14 protein-coding genes are annotated in these 15921 nt (G+C 71.5%); 12 read left to right on the top strand and 2 right to left on the bottom strand.

Going from position 1 to position 15921, the window contains the following annotated elements:
• Positions 1-27 precede the first annotated feature (27 nt).
• Together metE and ACYVLJ_RS35105 are read left to right on the top strand one after the other, a co-directional pair.
• Positions 28-2343, top strand: coding sequence for a 5-methyltetrahydropteroyltriglutamate--homocysteine S-methyltransferase (gene metE, locus ACYVLJ_RS35110; RefSeq protein ID WP_460441912.1), 2316 nt, complete (start codon positions 28-30; stop codon positions 2341-2343).
• A complete protein-coding gene (locus tag ACYVLJ_RS35105; RefSeq protein ID WP_460441911.1) occupies positions 2340-3233 on the top strand; it encodes a methylenetetrahydrofolate reductase in 894 nt (297 codons plus the stop codon). The genes metE and ACYVLJ_RS35105 overlap by 4 nt, the downstream gene beginning before the upstream one ends.
• An 11-nt stretch (positions 3234-3244) precedes the next feature.
• On the opposite strand, the gene ACYVLJ_RS35100 is transcribed toward ACYVLJ_RS35105, so the two are convergent.
• Both ACYVLJ_RS35100 and ACYVLJ_RS35095 read right to left on the bottom strand, forming a co-directional pair.
• Positions 3245-4246 (bottom strand): R2-like ligand-binding oxidase, encoded by a 1002-nt coding sequence (locus tag ACYVLJ_RS35100; RefSeq protein WP_460441910.1) that lies wholly within the window; start codon positions 4244-4246, stop codon positions 3245-3247.
• Positions 4247-4357: 111 nt separating this feature from the next.
• Complete coding sequence (locus ACYVLJ_RS35095; RefSeq protein WP_460441909.1) at positions 4358-5635, bottom strand: sensor histidine kinase; 1278 nt, start codon at positions 5633-5635, stop codon at positions 4358-4360.
• A 73-nt stretch (positions 5636-5708) separates the two neighbouring features.
• Here ACYVLJ_RS35095 and ACYVLJ_RS35090 point away from each other — a divergent pair, with 73 nt between their 5' ends.
• The 10 genes from ACYVLJ_RS35090 to ACYVLJ_RS35045 all read left to right on the top strand — a co-directional run bounded on the left by ACYVLJ_RS35090 (position 5709) and on the right by ACYVLJ_RS35045 (position 15921).
• Positions 5709-6380, top strand: a complete 672-nt coding sequence (locus ACYVLJ_RS35090) for a transcriptional regulator (RefSeq protein WP_460441908.1) — start codon at positions 5709-5711, stop codon at positions 6378-6380.
• Between the two features lie 164 nt (positions 6381-6544).
• Positions 6545-6976 carry a hypothetical protein gene (locus ACYVLJ_RS35085; protein ID WP_451976946.1) on the top strand — a complete coding sequence of 144 codons (432 nt, stop codon included), beginning with the start codon at positions 6545-6547 and terminating at the stop codon, positions 6974-6976.
• Positions 6973-7785, top strand: coding sequence for an MlaE family ABC transporter permease (locus ACYVLJ_RS35080; RefSeq protein WP_460441907.1), 813 nt, complete (start codon positions 6973-6975; stop codon positions 7783-7785). Before ACYVLJ_RS35085 ends, ACYVLJ_RS35080 begins: the two co-directional genes overlap by 4 nt.
• 11 nt (positions 7786-7796) lie before the next feature.
• The gene (locus ACYVLJ_RS35075) at positions 7797-8636 is read left to right on the top strand and encodes an ABC transporter permease (RefSeq protein ID WP_460441906.1); all 840 of its coding nucleotides are present in this window, start codon (positions 7797-7799) and stop codon (positions 8634-8636) included.
• 13 nt (positions 8637-8649) lie between these two features.
• Complete coding sequence (locus tag ACYVLJ_RS35070; protein WP_451976955.1) at positions 8650-9453, top strand: ABC transporter ATP-binding protein; 804 nt, start codon at positions 8650-8652, stop codon at positions 9451-9453.
• Positions 9454-9457: 4 nt separating this feature from the next.
• The gene (locus ACYVLJ_RS35065) at positions 9458-10687 is read left to right on the top strand and encodes an MlaD family protein (RefSeq protein ID WP_460441905.1); all 1230 of its coding nucleotides are present in this window, start codon (positions 9458-9460) and stop codon (positions 10685-10687) included.
• Positions 10684-12054 carry an MlaD family protein gene (locus tag ACYVLJ_RS35060; protein WP_460441904.1) on the top strand — a complete coding sequence of 457 codons (1371 nt, stop codon included), beginning with the start codon at positions 10684-10686 and terminating at the stop codon, positions 12052-12054. Before ACYVLJ_RS35065 ends, ACYVLJ_RS35060 begins: the two co-directional genes overlap by 4 nt.
• Complete coding sequence (locus tag ACYVLJ_RS35055) at positions 12054-13331, top strand: MlaD family protein (RefSeq protein ID WP_460441903.1); 1278 nt, start codon at positions 12054-12056, stop codon at positions 13329-13331. The genes ACYVLJ_RS35060 and ACYVLJ_RS35055 overlap by 1 nt, the downstream gene beginning before the upstream one ends.
• Positions 13328-14662: an Mce/MlaD family protein gene (locus ACYVLJ_RS35050; RefSeq protein ID WP_460441902.1), complete on the top strand. Its 1335-nt coding sequence runs from the start codon at positions 13328-13330 to the stop codon at positions 14660-14662. The genes ACYVLJ_RS35055 and ACYVLJ_RS35050 overlap by 4 nt, the downstream gene beginning before the upstream one ends.
• Complete coding sequence (locus ACYVLJ_RS35045; RefSeq protein WP_460441901.1) at positions 14659-15921, top strand: Mce/MlaD family protein; 1263 nt, start codon at positions 14659-14661, stop codon at positions 15919-15921. Before ACYVLJ_RS35050 ends, ACYVLJ_RS35045 begins: the two co-directional genes overlap by 4 nt.

Here is a 15921-nt window from a genome sequence, read left to right as displayed (position 1 = left end):
CCACGCGGACTCGCGAAGGAGAGCCCCGTGACCAGTACCACCCCGACCAGCCGTGCCACCGTGTACGGCTACCCGCGCCAAGGCGCCGACCGGGAGCTCAAGAAGGCCGTCGAGGCCTACTGGAAGGGCCGGATCGACGCCGGCGCCCTCCTCGACACGGCCCGTGAACTGCGGCTGCGGAACCTGGCCGAACTGCGAGACGCCGGCATCGACGAAATCCCGGGCAACTACTTCTCGTTCTACGACCACGTCCTGGACACGTCCGTGCTGCTGGGCGCGGTGCCCGAGCGCCACGTCGCCGCCGTTCCGGACGTGTCGACCCCGGCCGGCGAGCTGGATCGCTACTTCGCCATGGCTCGCGGCACCGCCGAGGCGGCGCCGCTGGAAATGACGAAGTGGTTCGACACCAACTACCACTACCTCGTGCCCGAACTGGGCCCGGACACCCGCTTCACCCTGAACCCGGCCAAGCCCCTCGCCGACTTCGCGGAGGCTCGCGCGCACGGCGTGACGACCCGGCCGGTGCTCGTCGGCCCGGTCACCTTCCTGCTGCTGGCCAAGGACCCGGCCGGCACCGGCGGCTTCCGGCCCCTGGACCTGCTCGACCAGGTCGTCCCGCTCTACGCGGACCTGGTGCGGCAGCTGCACGACGCCGGCGCGGAGTGGGTCCAGTTCGACGAGCCCGCGCTCGTCCTCGACCAGCCCGCCGAGGTGCTGGCCAAGGTCGCCGACACCTACGCCACCCTCGCCGCCGGGACCGCGCGGCCGAAGATCCTGGTCGCGTCCTACTTCGACCGGCTCGGCGACGCCCTGCCCGTGCTGGCGTCCTCGCCGGTCGAGGGCCTGGCGCTGGACTTCACCGGCACCGCCGCGGCCAACCTCGGCGCGCTGGCCTCGGCCGGCGGGATCCTCGACAAGCGGCTGGTCGCGGGCGTCGTCGACGGCCGCAACATCTGGGCCGCGGACCTCACCGCCGCGTTGAGCACCCTGGGCACCCTGCTCGGGCTGGCCGGCTCGGTCGACGTCGCGGCGTCCTGCTCGCTGCTGCACGTGCCCTACGACGTCGCCCTCGAACCCGGCCTGGACCCCGAGATCGCCGGCTGGCTTTCGTTCGCGCGGCAGAAGGTCGCGGAGATCGTCACGTTGCGCCGCGGCTTGACCGAGGACCGTTCCGCGATCGCGGATGTCCTGCGGGAGAACGCCGGCCGGCTGGCGTCGCGGGCGGCGTCGCCGATCGTGCGGGTCCCGGCCGTGCGGGAACGGGTCGCCGCGGTCACCGACGCCGGCCTGCACCGCACCAGCCCGTACGGCAAGCGCCGCGGGGCCCAGCAGGACCGGCTGCACCTGCCGCAGCTGCCGACCACGACCATCGGGTCGTTCCCGCAGACCGCCGAGCTGCGCAAGGCCCGGGCCGCGCTGAGGGCGGGTGACCTCGACCAGGACGCCTACCGGGAGGCGATGCGCGCCGAAGTCCGGTCGGTGATCGCCGAGCAGGAGCGGATCGGCCTGGACGTGCTCGTGCACGGCGAGCCCGAGCGCAACGACATGGTCCAGTACTTCGGCGAGCAGCTCACCGGGTTCCTGGCCACGCACCAGGGCTGGGTCCAGTCGTACGGCACCCGCTACGTCCGCCCGCCGCTGATCGTCGGGGACGTCGCGCGGCCCGAGCCGATGACCGTCGAATGGGCCACCTACGCCCAGAGCCTGACCGAGAAGCCGGTCAAGGGCATGCTGACCGGCCCGGTCACCATGCTCGCCTGGTCGTTCGTCCGGGACGACCAGCCCGAAGGCGACACGGCCCGGCAGGTGGCGCTCGCGCTGCGGGACGAGGTCGTCGATCTGGAGGCGGCTGGGATCTCGGTGATCCAGGTGGACGAGCCGGCGTTGCGGGAGACCCTGCCGCTGCGCACCGCGGACCGGGCCGCGTACCTGGAGTGGGCGGTCGCGTCGTTCCGGCTCTCGACGGCGGCGGTGCGCGACGACACGCAGATCCACACGCACATGTGCTACGCCGAGTTCGGGGACGTCCTGCAGGCGATCGTCGACATGGACGCCGACGTGATCAGTCTGGAGGCGGCCCGGTCGACCATGGCCATCGTCGCCGATCTGGCGCGCGCGGGCTACCCGAACGAGGCGGGGCCGGGCGTGTGGGACATCCACTCGCCGCGGGTGCCGTCGGTCGAGGAGATCGTCGGCCACCTTCGGGTCGCGGCCGGGGCGTTCCCGGTCGAGCGGCTGTGGGTCAACCCCGACTGCGGGCTCAAGACCCGCGGCTATCCGGAGGTGCGGGCGACCTTGACGAACCTGGTCGAGGCCGCCGGGCAGCTGAGGGCGCGCGCGTGACCGCCGCGGTCCGGGACCGCCTGGCCGCCGGGAAACCGGTGCTGTCGCTGGAGTTCATGCCGCCGCGGGTGACCGACGACGCGGACCGGATCTGGCGGAACGTCCGCAAGCTGGAGTCGCTGCGCCCGGGTTTCGTGTCGGTCACCTACGGCGCGGGTGGGTCGACCCGGGACAACACGATCGCCGTGGCCGCGCGGATCGCCCGGGAAACGACGATGCTGCCGGTCGTGCACCTCACCGCGGTCGACCATGCGGTCCGGGACCTGCGGTCGTTCGTCGGCGCGCTGGCCGACGCCGGGGTGGTGAACGTGCTGGCCCTGCGGGGCGATCCGCCCGGCGACGTCGACGGCGAGTGGGTCCGCCACCCCGGCGGGCTGGCGTATGCGAGCGAGCTGGTGACGTTGCTGCGCGAGCACGGCGACTTCTGCGTGGGCGTGGCGGCGTTCCCGCACGGGCACCCGCGTTCGGGCTCGCCGGAGGAGGACACCGCGTATTTCGTCGCGAAGTGCCGGGCAGGCGCGGACTACGCGATCACGCAGATGGTCTTCGACGCGGACGACTACCTGAGGCTGCGGGACCGGGTCGCCGCGGCGGGCTGCGACACCCCGATCGTCCCGGCGCTGATGCCGGTCACCACGACGAGGACGATCGCCCGCTCCGAGCGGTTGTCGGGCGCACCGTTCCCGCCCCGCCTGGCGGCCCGGTTCGACGCGGTCGCGGACGATCCCGCGGCCGTCCGGGCACTGGGCATCGAGCAGGCGATCCTGCTCGGCCGGCGGCTGCTCGTCGAGGGCGTCCCCGGCCTGCACTTCATCACGTTCAACTTCGCCCGGGCCACCACGGAAGTCGTCGCGGAACTCCCGGTGTTCGGGTCGACGGCGCCGAGCTGATCGAACGCAGGTCACACCGGACGCCTGAGCGCGACGACGGTCCGGCGGTCGTCGTCGCCGGGGGAGTGGCTTCCTTCCCCGGCGATCTCGTGCTCGAGGCGCAGCGGGGCGTGGTCGCGGTCGATCTCCTCGACGCCGCGGCCACGCGCCCGCTCCACCGACTCGAGGCGGCGGCGGACGTCGGTCAGCGCGGAGCCCATCAGGCCCTGCCTGCTGATCCCGAACGGCGCTCCCGGTCCGAACGGCGCCAGCATTTCGCCGATCATCTCGGTGGCCAGCGGGAGCAGTTCCTGGGTGCGCTGCAGGACGATCGCCCAGTTCGCGTCGTCGGCCGCGACGTGCCGGCGGCACGTGAACGTGCCCCAGGCGATGTGACGGCGTTCGTCGGCCGCGATGTGCTCGATGATGCGGAGCAGGCCGGGGAGGATGCCGCGGCTCCGGCAGATCCGTGCCGCGGCGGTGTGGCAGGTCAAGGCGAGGCAGCCTTCGAGGACGTGGTGGTGGGTCACCGCGGCCCGGATCTGGGTGGCCGGCGAGTGGTCGTCGGTGAGCGCGTACAGCGACCACGACAGTTCTTCCAGGAAGGTTCGGCGGCGCACCTCCCCGATCTCGGTGAACCACGGCAGGGAGTCGCCCATCCCGACGGCGTCGAACCACGCGCGGAGGGCCTGGCCGTGCCGGGCTTCCTCGAAGACGAGCTGCGTCAGGTAGGTCTCGTCGTGCCTCCGGTTTTCGGTCGCCACCGCTGTCACGAACGGCTGCAGGTCCTGGGGCGCCGACTCGCCGGCCGAGATGAGGTTCGCCACGTACAGGCAGATCAGCCGCCGCTCGCGGGGGGAGAGCCTGGCGAAGCCGGCTTCGTCGCGGGTGAGGTCGATGTCGTCCGGGTTCCAGAACGCCGCGTTGCCGTCGCGGAGGAGCTGCCGGGGGAGCGGGTCCGGCCGGTGCCCGGTGCGGGCGCCGCCGCCGAACCCGGGGTGGCGGCGGGGTTCGATATCGCGGGTGAGGGACATGGCCGCTCCAGGTGTCCGGGTGATCTGGCCGCCAGGATCACCCGCCCGGCGCGGTGCGGGAATGGTCCGCGCGCGCCACGGCTGGCCCGTGCGGGCCAAAATCCGGCTCGGTCAGTCCGCCGGGACCTCGACCTCGGCGACGAGCCCGCCACCCGGGCGGTTCCGGAAGCCGACGCGGCCGCCGAGCGCCTGCACGATCTGTTCGACGATCCAGAGGCCGAGGCCCGCCGTACCGCGGTTCGCGCCAGCCGCGGTGAACTTGCCGGTCAGCTTCGCGAGGTTGCTCGCGTCCACACCGGAGCCGCGGTCGAGCACGCGCAGCAGGAGCCGGCCGGCGGTCAGTTCGGCCTCGACGTCGACGGGCTTGCCCTCACCGTGGCGGGCGGCGTTCTCGAGCAGGTTCGTGAGCACCCGGCGGAACCGCTGGCGGTCGGTGGTGACGGTCAGCGTGCTGTCGAAGCGCAGCCGCAGCCGCGGTGGCCCGAGCCCGGCCGCGTCCGCGGAGGCGAGCACGAGGGCCCACAGCTCCACCGGCCGGGACCGGCCGGTGCCGAAGGCCGGGCGGCGGCTGGCCTCCACGTCACCCAGGGCGTCGAGCATGTCGGAGAGGTGGTTCGCGTGCTCGGCGATCAGCCGGCTGCCCGTTTCGCGGTCGGCCGGGGCGAGCGAGCCGTCCGCGGCGAGCCCCCGGGCCAGCGCGCGGAGTGAGATCACGGGCGTGCGGAATTCGTGCAGCAGGATCGCGAGGCCGTCTTGCTGGGCCTGGTACGACTCGAGGAGCCGGCGCCGCAGGTCGCGTTCTTCCTCGGCCGCGGCGTGCTCGGCCATCGCCTCGACCCGGGCGGTGATGCCGCCTTCCCGCTCGCGTTCGACCAGCCGGGACAGGCTCGCGCCGAGCAGGCCGGCGAGCACCAGGTAGCCCGTCCACCAGAGACCCTGGAGCCAGCGCTCCGGCCACGAGGTGAATCCCGGGTCGACGAGCAACGCCACCGCGAGATAGGTGACGCCCAGCCCGGCGGCGAGGGCCATGGTGGGACCGAGGGGCAGGCGGATGGCCGCGGCGGTGACGACGAGCACCAGGATCGCCACCGCCGGGCTGGCCACGGCGCCGGTCATGGCGATCGTGAGCAGGGTGAAGACCGAGTCGAGCGCGGTGAGCAGCCAGGCCGCCGGCGAGGCGTACAGCTCCCACCGAGGATTCGCCGCGACGACGATCGCGTAGCCGGAGGCGACGCAAAGAGTCACGACGACCCAGGGGAGGTGCCGCCGCGCGTCCTCGCCGCCGGTGACCAGCAGCAGGACCACCGACAGCGCGACCGCGAGCCGCACGGTCACCATCACGCGAGCGACGGACAGCGCGCCCGGCACGGGTGGCCCGTCGGCTGGCATGCCGTCCTCCTCATGACTCGCTGTGACCGCCGCGGTCAGCTTGGTAGCGGAACGTGCCTGCCATACTAGGCCGGTGACTGATCGGCGCCTGGTGGTCGTGATCGTGGACGACCACGACCTGTTCGCCAAGGGCCTGGCGCTGCTGCTGACGACCACCGCCGGTGACCGCTTCGAGGTGGGCGGAACCACCACGCACGTCGAAGAGGCTCCCGCCTTGGTCGAGTCCTGTGCGGCCGATCTCGCGCTCGTCGACCTGGCCATGCCGCCCCTGGGCGGCGCGGCCGCCATCCGCCAGATCAAGCGGCGCCACCCGGCCACCCGCGTGCTCGCACTGTCCGGATCGGACGACCTGGAGCTCGCCGAGCAGGCGCTGCGTGCCGGCGCGGACGGCTACCTCACCAAGTCGGCCGACCCGGAGGTCCTCGTCGCCCCGTTGCTGGCCGTGGCCGCCGGGTTCCGCGTCCTCGAAGGCGAGCTTCTCGACGTACTGCTGACCTCCACCCGCAAGCCGCCGGCAACGCTGCTCGACACGCTCGACTCCCAGGACCTGCGGCTGTGGGCGCTGCTCGCCCGTGGCCTGGAGACCCAGGACATCGCCGGCCGGATGCTGGTGTCCGAGCGCACCGCCAAGCGCATGGTCGCCTCGTTGCTGAACCGCATCGGCGCGGCCAACCGGGTCGAAGCCGCCGGCATGGCCGGTTCCTACGGCCTGCTCGACCACGACCCGGCAGACCGTCCACAGTAGAGGTTCCGCGCCCGGGCACACCCACCCCAACGGGGTATCCCTTTGCCGCCAGGTGGTGATGCGCGCGCGGTTGCGCGCGCCGCATCATTACCGACCATCGCGGTCCCACGACGCGGCTTGACCGGCAGGCACGGTCACGCCCGGAGAAGGAGTTGGGTGGAATGGTGAGCCGATCACGAGTCGGGCCGGTCGCCCGGTCCGGCACCCGGGTGACGATGGTGCGGGGAATCGACACCAAGGCGTGCGGGCGCGGTATCTGGCGCGGCTTCGTGATCCTGGTGATCGGTGCCCTGCTCCAGCCGATCGCCGCGGCCGTCGCTCCCGCGGCCGGGGCGAGCTTCCTGCTGATCACCGCCGTCGTGGCCTTCGCCTTCGCCGGCTTTCGCACGGGTGACGCGGATCGCCCGATCGTCCAGGGTGCCGTGACCGCGGCGGGCAGCTACGTTTTCGTGCTGCCCTTGAGTTTCGTCGCTTCGGGGCCGGTCGAACCGCAGCAGGTGCTGGCCACCGCGGCGGTCGCCGTCGCCGTCGGTGGGCTGGCGGGCTTCGCCGGGCACGCCGTCCGCTCTCGCCGGAAGCGAGGCGAAAAGGCGTGACCACAACGAAACCCGCACGACGGTGGAGCGCCGGTGCGCAACGGCCGCTGGTCGAAGCCGGCGAAATCGTCCACCTGCTCGGCCGGGTGCTCTGGCTCGCGATCCGCCACCCGTTCGGGTACTGGGGCGAAGTCCGGGACCTGATGTTCGAGACGTTGCGCCGGTGCTGGCTGCCGGTCATCATTTCCACGACCGCGCTCGGGTTCGCCGGCCCGGGAATGCAGGGCGGCAGCCTCTACAGCGTGCTCGGCATCCCCGACCGCCTCGGCTCGTTCCTGTTGATGGCCAGTGTCCGCGAGTTCGCGCCGTGGATCGACGCGATGATCGTCGCCGGGGTGATGGGCACGGCCATCGCCGCCGACCTCGGCGCGCGGCGGATCCGCGAGGAGATCGACGCCATGCAGGTCCTCGGCGTCGATCCCGTCCGGACCCTCGTGCTGCCGCGGATCATCGCGGTCACCCTGATGACCGGCCTGCTCGAGGTGTTCGCGCTGGTGTGCGGCGTGATCGGCGGGTACATCGCGGCCGTGCCGATCTTCGGTGCCACCGGCGCGGCCTTCATCGGGAACTTCTGGTCCAACGCGACCACCACGGACATGTGGGGCAGCATCGTGAAGACCCTCGCGTTCGGCCTGATCCTGTCGGTCGTCTGCTGCTACAAGGGGTTGACCGCCCAGGGTGGCCCGATCGGCGTCGGCCGCGCGGTCAACCAGGCGGTGGTCATCTCGTTCGCCTCGATCTGGATCTTCAACTACGTCTACACGTCCGCGCTCCTCGGACTGAACCCCGACATGCAGGTCTTCAAGTGAGGGATGCGGAAATGACCACACCGACGGGCCGCACGAAAGCACCCGACGTCGTCATCACGGTCGGCGGGCTGGCGGGAAAGCTGCGCGACGCCGTCGCGGTCGGCGGCGACATCATGAAGTTCGGCGGCCGCACGGTGCGCAGCCTGCCGGATCTGCGCCACCACGTCACGGAAGTGTTCGCGCAGGCGGGAATCCTGATCCTGTCGAGCGGGATCATCGTCTGGCTGATGCAGTTCGTCGTCGGCACGATGTGCGCGACCGAGGCCAGCTACACCCTCAAGCAGGTCGGCGCGCCGATCTATTCCGCGGTGTTCAACGACGTGTGCGGCCTGCGTGAGATGTCGGTGTACATGTGGGCCTACATCTTCGCGGCGAAGGTCGGGTGCGGGCTGGTCGCGGAGATCGGGTCGATGCGCATCGCCGAAGAGATCGACGCGCTGGAAGTCCTGGGCATCAAGTCGCGCAGCTACCTCGTCGGCACCCGGATCGCCGCCGCCTGGCTCTGCATGCCCTTCCTGTACATCGTCGGGCTCGGCCTGATGTTCATCTCGATGCACCTGGTCACGGTCTACCAGCTGGGCACCGTTTCCAGCGGTGGTTATTCCTTCGTCTTCTGGCTGTTCCAGAACCCCTACGACCTGATGGCCGCGATTTCGAAGATGATCGCGATGGGCACGATCATCATCTTCGTCGGTTGTTACTACGGCTACAACGCGTCCGGCGGTCCGGTCGGGGTCGGGAGAAACACGGCGAAATCGATGATGCTCAACATGGTGCTCATCCACGTCGTCGGGTTGCTCGGCACGTGGTTCTTCTGGGGCTCCTACCCGAACATGCCGATCGGCAACTGAACAAGGAGAACTCATGGTCACCGGGACGAACGGGACGGCCGCCGCGATCGGCTCACCGGAGCGGGTGCACACGATGGAGGTGCGCAACGTCCACAAGTCCTTCGGCAGCTTCGACGTGCTGAAGGGGCTCAACCTGGAATTCGCCGACAACGCGATCACCACCATCCTCGGCCCGTCGGGTACCGGGAAGAGCGTGCTCATCAAGCACCTCGTCGGCCTGCTCGAGCCGGACCAGGGCGAGGTGATGATCTTCGGGCGCGACATCTGGAAGATCGACGAACGGGAGCGCTACGAACTGCGCAAGCGGTTCGGTGTTCTGTTCCAGGACGGCGCGCTGTTCGGGTCGATGAACATCTTCGACAACACGGCGTTCCCGCTGCGCAAGCACACCGACAAGAGCGAGGACGAAATCGAGGCGATCGTCAACCAGCGGCTCAAGGAAGTCGGCCTGGAGCGTTCGTCCTACAAGTACCCCAACGAAGTCTCGGGTGGCATGCGCAAACGGGCCGGCTTCGCGCGGGCGCTGGTGATGAACCCCGACATCGTCCTGTTCGACGAGCCCGACTCGGGCCTCGACCCGGTCCGCACCAGCCTGCTCAACGACCTGATCCTCGACATGCACCAGGAGTACCGCGGGACCTACCTGCTGGTGACCCACGACATCCGCACCGCACGCAAGGTCAGCGACTACGTCGGGGTCATCTGGAAGGGCCAGGTCGTCCACTACGGACCGACCGAGGAGGCCTTCAACTCCCCGGACCCGTTCGTCCGCCAGTTCCTCTCCGGCAACTCCGCCGGACCGCTGGGAATGGACTGAATCCATGCGCAGAATTCCGCTTTTGGTCCTGGGGGTCGCCGCGGTGGCCGCGGCCGCGCTGCTGATCGCCCCGGGCAACGACGGCTACCCGGCGAACGTGGTGCTGCCGTCGGCGACCGGCCTGATCGCCGGCAGCAAGGTCCTCGTGAACGGGTTCGACGCCGGGCAGGTCGACGACGTGTCCATCAAGGACGGACGGGCGCAGGTCACCGTGAAGCTGACCAAGGACTTCGCGCCGCTGCACTCCGGCGCGTCGGCGGGCATCGTGTGGAAGGCCGTGCTGGGTGAGCGGCAGCTCGACGTCCGGGACGGGCCGAAGACGAACCCGGTCATCCCGCCGGGCGGCACCCTGGACGGCAAGGTCTCCGACCCGGTCGAGATGGACAAGGTACTGGCCGCCCTCGACCCCGCCACCCGCGCCCACCTCAGTTCACTGGTGCAAGGACTCGACCACACCGTCGCGGGCAACGAGACCGACCTCCGGCAGACCGTGCAGAAAGCGGGCCCGACGCTGGAAGCGCTCGGCGGCGTGCTGCGCGCCGTCGGCTCCGACGGACCGGCGATCAAGGACCTGGCCGGGCAGCTGAACGGCATGGTCAGCACGCTGGTGAACCGTGACCAGCAGGTGCGCGCCATCGTTTCCGGGCTCTCCGGCGCGACGGAAGCGGCCGCGCAGCAGCGCGACCAGTTGCGCGCGGCGCTGCGGAAGCTGCCCGGCACCCTCGGGACCGCGGACCGGACGCTGGCCGATGTGCCCGGCACGGTCGACAAAGCGGTGCCGTTGCTGAACGATCTGCGCCCGGCGACCGACCGCCTGCCCGCCGTGGCCCGCTCCCTGCGCCCCGTGCTCGCGGACCTCCGCCCGACCGTGGCGCAGCTGCGGCCGACCCTGGGGTCCCTCGGCACGCTGCTGCAGTTCACGCCGGGGTTGCTCGACAGCGCCCACGGCGCCCTGCCCGGCACGAACTCGGCGGTGTCGTCGCTGACGCCCGCGCTGAGCTTCTTGCGGCCGTACACGCCCGAAGTGGTCGGGTGGCTGTCGAACTGGGGCTCCTCGGCCGCCAACTACGACAGCAACGGCCACTACATGCGCGTCAACATCCCGGCCGGGCTCTCGAGTTTCGACAACAACCCGGGAGTCATGCCGCCCGGGATGGTCAGCGACCCGTTCCCGGCACCCGGCGCGATCGCCGGGCAGCCGTGGACCGACGCCTTCGGGAGTGGAGTCCGATGAGGACACGGCGGAAGATCCAGGCCGTGCTGGCCACGGCCGCGGTGGCGGCGGCCGTGGCGGGCGCCGCGGTCACGAACACCGGTTCCGGCGAGCAGCCGGAGAAACTGACCATCGCCGCGGAGTTCGCCGACGCGAGCCCGCTGGTCGTCGGCAACGACGTGAAGATCAAGGGCGTCACCGTCGGCGAGGTGGCCGGCATGAGCGTCCACGACGCGAAGGCGGTCGTCACCCTCAAGCTCGACGGGTCGGCCCTGCCGTTGCACAAGGACGCCCGGGCCACCGTCAAGCCGGTCAGCCTGCTGGGCGAGCGTTTCGTCGACCTCGATCGCGGAACTGCCTCGGCACCGCTGCTGAACGACGGCGACGTGCTGCCGATCAAGCAGACCGGCCAGGCGACCGACCTCGACCAGGTGCTCAACACGATCGACGACCCCACTGGTCAGTCGCTCGCCGCGCTGGTCACGATGCTGGGCCAGGGCATGCAGGGCAACGGCGCCAGCGCACAGGCCTCGATCAAGGCGCTCGCGTCGTCCATGCAGGACACCGACGGGCTGGTGAAGCTGCTCGGGCAGCAGAACCAGGTGCTCACCGACCTCGTCGACCACGTGCAGCCGGTCGCGAGCGCACTGGCCGCCGACAACGGCAAGACCCTGGACGGCCTGGTCGACTCCACACGACAGGTGCTCGACGTCACGGCCAAGAACCAGGAGGGCCTCGCCGCCTCGCTCGCCGAACTGCCGGGAACCCTCTCCGCCGCGCGCGACACCCTCGCCGAGCTCACGGGCACGGCCAAGGCCACCACGCCCGTGCTCGAGGGAATGCGGCCGACGACCGACAACCTCTCCGCGGTCAGCGACGAACTGCGCAAGTTCAGCGAGTCGGCGGACCCGGCTTTGACGAGCGCGAAGCCCGTCCTCGAACGCGCCGAGAAGCTGATGGACGCGGCCCGCCCGGTCGTCGAGGAGCTCCGGAAGGCGGGCCCGGGCCTGCGCGGCACCGTGGCCGGGGCGAACCCGCTCACCGCGCAGCTGACCGGCAACATCGAAAACGTCCTGAACTTCTTCCGGTTCTGGGCGATGTCGACCAACGGCTGGGACGGGCTTTCGCACTACTTCCGCGGCCAGGCGATCATCCACCCCGAGGAGATCACCGGGCTGCTGCCGTCCCTGACCGGGACCCCGCCGCCGCCCACGATTCCCGGCGGGGGCAAGCAATCCCCGCCTTCGCCGATCCCCGGGCTTCCGGGACCGCTCGGCTCGTCGGGCCTGCTCGACACGAAGTCCCTCGTCGCCCCGGACGGCGGCGTGACCGGGCTCAACGAGCGCCAGGAGAGCGGCGTTCTCCAGTTCCTGCTCGGAGGTTCCTGATGGCCAAGCGCAAGTTCCGCTCGGTGTCCACGGGGGTGGTCGTGCTCGTGGTGTTCGCGCTCGCGCTGCAGCTCGCGCTCACCGCGGACAAGGGGCTGCCGGGGGCGACCTACACCCTCGTCGACGCCGACGTCTCCGACGTGGGCGCGCTCCGCCCCGGGGACGACGTCCGCGTCGCCAGCGTCCGGGTCGGCCGCGTCAAGGACGTCCGGCTGGTCGGCGGCGCCCCGCGGGTGACCCTCCAGCTCGACGGCACGCGCGAGGTCTACCGGGACGCGGCGGCGGAGGCCAAGAGCGTCACGGTGGCCTCGCGGTCCGCGCTGGGGCAGAAGTACCTCGCGCTGACGCCGGGTACGCCCGCGGCGGGGAAGCTCGGCCCGGCGGAGGTGATCCCGCCCAAGCGGACCGCGGGCTCGCAGGAGCTGAGCGACCTGCTCGACGTGCTCGACGCGCCCACCCGGGACGCGCTCGGCTCGACCGTCCGGGAAACGGGCGGCGGGGCCGGCGGGCACGCCCAGGACCTGCAGGACGCGCTCAAGGCCGCGCCGCGGATGCTGCCCGACCTCGCAACCGTCTCGGCCGTCCTGTCCGCGAACGACGGCGCCGACCTGACCGCGCTGCTGACCTCGGCCGACCGGCTGTCGGCCCGGTTCGCCGGGCGCCAGGAACAGCTGTCGGAACTGCTCGGCCGCCTGGACACGACGATGCAAGCCGTCGCGGTGGACGACGGAAAACCGCTCGGCGACGTCGTGCAGCGCGCGCCCGGCACGCTGCAGGCCGCCCGAGCCGGCCTGCAGTCGCTGCAGGCACCGCTCAAGGACCTGCACGCCGGCATGGCCCAGCTCGTGCCCGGCGCGCGTGCCCTCGGCCAGGCCACTCCCGACCTGCGGGGCGTGCTGCGGGAAGCGGTGCCGCCACTGGGAAAGGTGCCGGACGTCGGCCGGCAGGCCGAGCCCGCGCTGACCGACCTGACGAAGACCGTCGACGACGCGCGGCCGCTCGCGCCGCGGCTGACGCAGACGTTCGACAAGGCCGACCAGTTCCTGCGGGTGCTGGCGCCGTACGCCCCGGAAGTCAGCGGGTGGTTCACGAACTGGGCCGCCGCGCTCTCCCACGGTGACGCCAACGGCCACTTCCTCCGGCTGTACCTGCTGTTCAGCGAGGAGTCCGTGCTCGGGCAGGGCGGTGTGCGGGATCCGCTGGTCGCCCGGAACCCCTATCCCGCACCGGGCCAGGCGGCGCAGGACGCCCGGAAGATCCCAGGAGGCAACCGGTGAAGGCGCTTCGTTCTCGCACCGGGCACCGGCGGCCGGTGTCCGCGTTCAAGCTCGGCATCGTCGTGCTGGTGGTGACGTTGCTGGCCGGCTTCGCGCTGCTCGAGAAGGACCGCGTCGCGACGGCGCTGCGGCCCGGTGACGTCGTCCGCGTCCAGTTCGCCCAGGACTACCACCTGCAGCCGTTCGTCTCCCAGGTCAAGGTCGCCGGGGTGCCGGTGGGCGTGGTCTCCTCGATCGACCGGGCCGCCGACGGCTCGGCTCTGGTCGAGCTGAAGGTGGACGACGGCGTCACGGGCAAGCTCGGCGCCACGCCGAGCGCCGCCCTGCGCCCGACGACGATCCTCGGCGGCAAGTACTACGTGGAGCTCGTCCCGGGCGGCGGCCGGACCACCTTCGCCGGCACCATCCCGGTCGAGCGGACGAAGACCCCGGTAGAGCTGCAGCAGCTCGCGGACGCCCTGCAGCCGGACGCGGTGAAAGGCATCCGCTCCGCGACGCAGAACCTCGACGACACCCTGCGCGCCGGCGGCAGGTCGGCGATCGACCGTCTGCTCGCCGACGCGCCGGACACCCTCGACGCGACGACGCCGGTGCTGCAGGGCCTGCAGGGGGAGGACCCGCGCAGCGACCTGCCGAACCTCGTGCACGGGTTCGAGTCGACCGCGCGCGTGCTGACCGAGCAGCCGGGGCAGCTCGACTCGATCGTGCAGAACCTGCAGAAGGTCACCTCGACGCTCGACAATCGCCGCACCGACATCGCCACCGCGATCGCGGACCTGCCCAGGACCCTGGACAACGCGGACGACGGGCTGACCCACCTCGGCGTCACGCTCGGCAAGCTGCGGGACACCGCGGACCCCGCGCGGCCGGTGGCGCGCCGGCTCGACGAGCTCCTGGCGCACGCCGATCCGGTGCTCGCCAGGACCCGGCCGCTGCTGACCGACGTGCGCGGCCTGCTCACCGACGCGCAGCCGCTGGTCGACCAGCTCGTCCCCACCGCGCAGGGCACCACGAAGGTCTTCGACGACGTCCGCGGGCCGGTGCTGGACCGCGTCAACGGCCCGATCATGCACATGGTGCTGTCGCCCTTCAAGGGCACCGGTATCTACGCGGGCGGTGGCTCGGACCAGCCGTTCTACAAAGAGGTCGGCTACATGTTCGCGACCATGGACCGCGCCTCCTCGCTCACCGACCCGAACGGCGTGGCCGTGGGTCTCCAGCCGGGCTTCGGCGGCGGCAGCATCGCCGGCACCCCGATCAACTTCGAGCAGCTGATGAACACGCTCGCCCACCTGCAGGGCGCCACCCCGGAGAACAGGAGCGGCCGATGAACGCGCACCCGGGCCGGGTCCGGCGGACCTGGCAGCGGATCTCCAGCGAACCGCGGCTCAAGCGCAACGTCCTCGCCGTGGCCGCGCTCGTGACCGCGGGGCTGGTGGCCGGAGGCTACATCCTGACCATGCAGCAGGTCCGCGTGCCGTGGGACGGCAAGACCCACTTCTCGGTCACCTTCGAGTCGGCGCCCGCGATCAACCCGTCGAGCCGGCAGGAAGTGCGGATCGCGGGCGTGGCCGTCGGCGACATCCGCGCGGCGAGCGTCGACGACCGCGGGCACGCGCGGCTCGAGCTGGCGATCGACCAGGGACACCAGGTGTACGACAACGCCCGGGTCCTGCTGCGCCCGAAGAGCCCGCTGAACGAGATGTACGTCGAGCTGAACCCCGGCGGCCCGCCGGGAAAGCCGCTGCCCGAGGACGGTGTGCTGCCCGTCGCCAACTCGGTGCGGCCGGTGCAGGTCGACGAAGCACTCGGGCACCTGGACACCAACACCCGGGCCGCACTGACCACGCTGCTGTCCGAATCGGACGTCGCGCTGGCCGGTGCGCCGGGCAACCTGCCGAAGGGCCTCGAGGCGACCGATCAGGTCGTGCGGGATCTGCGTCCCGTCGCGACCGCCCTGCAGACCCGCAAGGAGACGCTGCAGAAGCTCGTCACGTCGCTGGGGCAGATCGCGTCGGCGACCGGCGGCGACGACCAGCGGCTCAGCGCGCTGGCCGGTTCCCTGCAGCAGACCCTCGCGACGGTGGGGCAGCGCAACGGCGACTTCGACGCCGCGCTCGCGCAGCTGCCGGACTTCACCCACCAGCTCTCGCAGGCCACCGGCAGCATCGGCGCGCTGAGCGCCCAGCTGGACCCGGTCCTGGACAAGCTGCGCGAGGCGAGCGGGACCCTGCCCGGCTCGCTGGACAAGTTCACCGGCACGGTCGACAAGCTGGGGGAGACCGTCGACTCCGCCCGGCCGGTGGTCGACAAGGCCGTCCCGGTGGTGCACGACCTGCGTCCGTTCGTCGGCGACCTCAACGCTTCACTCGGCGACCTGCACGACGTGACCGGCCGGCTGGGCCCGATCACGACCGCGGTGCTGCCGTACCTGAACGACCTGGCCGCGTTCGTCACGAACTCGCGGTCGATCACCAGCCTGCGCGACGGAACGGGGGCGGCTTACCGCGCCATCGCCCAGCTCTCGCCGGAAAGCGTCACGGGCCTGCTGCCGCTGCTGCCCGCCCTGCAAGCCGCCGCCGCGCGATAG

The organism is Amycolatopsis stemonae (assembly GCF_054781455.1).
Note: the sequence above shows the minus strand (reverse complement) of the source record. Positions and strands in the feature narration are given on the sequence as shown.